This window comes from Parendozoicomonas callyspongiae (assembly GCF_023502345.1).
In the GTDB taxonomy this organism is placed as follows: Bacteria; Pseudomonadota; Gammaproteobacteria; order Pseudomonadales; family Endozoicomonadaceae; genus Sansalvadorimonas; species Sansalvadorimonas callyspongiae.
Genome location: NZ_JAMFLX010000115.1, coordinates 1 through 814 on the forward strand (window position 1 = coordinate 1; position 814 = coordinate 814).

At 36.7% G+C, this 814-nt stretch carries 1 protein-coding gene; it reads left to right on the forward strand.

Annotated elements, in window-relative coordinates:
* Positions 1 to 762, forward strand: a 762-nt coding sequence (locus M3P05_RS20525) for a hypothetical protein (protein ID WP_249702002.1), incomplete at its 5' end; no start/stop codon positions are given.
* Positions 763 to 814 lie beyond the last annotated feature (52 nt).

Below are 814 nucleotides of genomic sequence, written 5' to 3' on the forward strand. Positions count from 1 at the left end.
GCGGGCGTTACACGTATTAAGAAAGATATGAGCAAAACATCTATAAAAGTAATTTCACTTGGGTATCTACCTGTCGACTTCGACAGGAAATTGATCAAAAGTTTAAAGTCTAAACTTTTTCAAATCCATCATGAATTTGAAAGCTACTCTTTATCAACAGATTCTGATTTGCCTGATTGGGGTTATAGTGATGAAAACATCCTAAAATCAATCCCTGGGCGAGGCGATGAAGACATACTGATTGCTTTGACAACAGTTCCTCTTGAGGATAATTACTACACTCGGAGATTTAAAAATAACACAGTCGTTTTTACATTTCATGAAATTTCTGATTACTTAAGATTTGAAAATATCCCCATAGAGAATGTTATAAAACGCCTCATTTATTCATACTGCCTTGTTTTCTTAAGAAGTAGAAGAGAGATACCGGTAAACAAAGATATTACTGACTTTACACACGATGAAACACGCGGCTGCATCTATGACATGAATGGCCTCAAAGAAGACATAATCCATTCGTGCCATAATCCACAAATATGTGATGATTGTACTCAACGCCTACTTTCAGAGACTGTCGCATCAGAAATTGTGAATAAAGCAAAATCTGAGATCAAGAAAATAAAGAAAACACTCTACTTTCGCATTCTTGATTGGGTAAAAAAACATCCAATTCTTGCTATTATTTTCTCATCATTATGGGCAGTAACGTTGGGTGTTTGCGGCTCATTTATTTATGCTCTCATATTTTCAAATTCACAGTAAAATACGTGTAACAAGGCCATCCAGCCGACCGCCTACGGCGTCGGCTGATGGC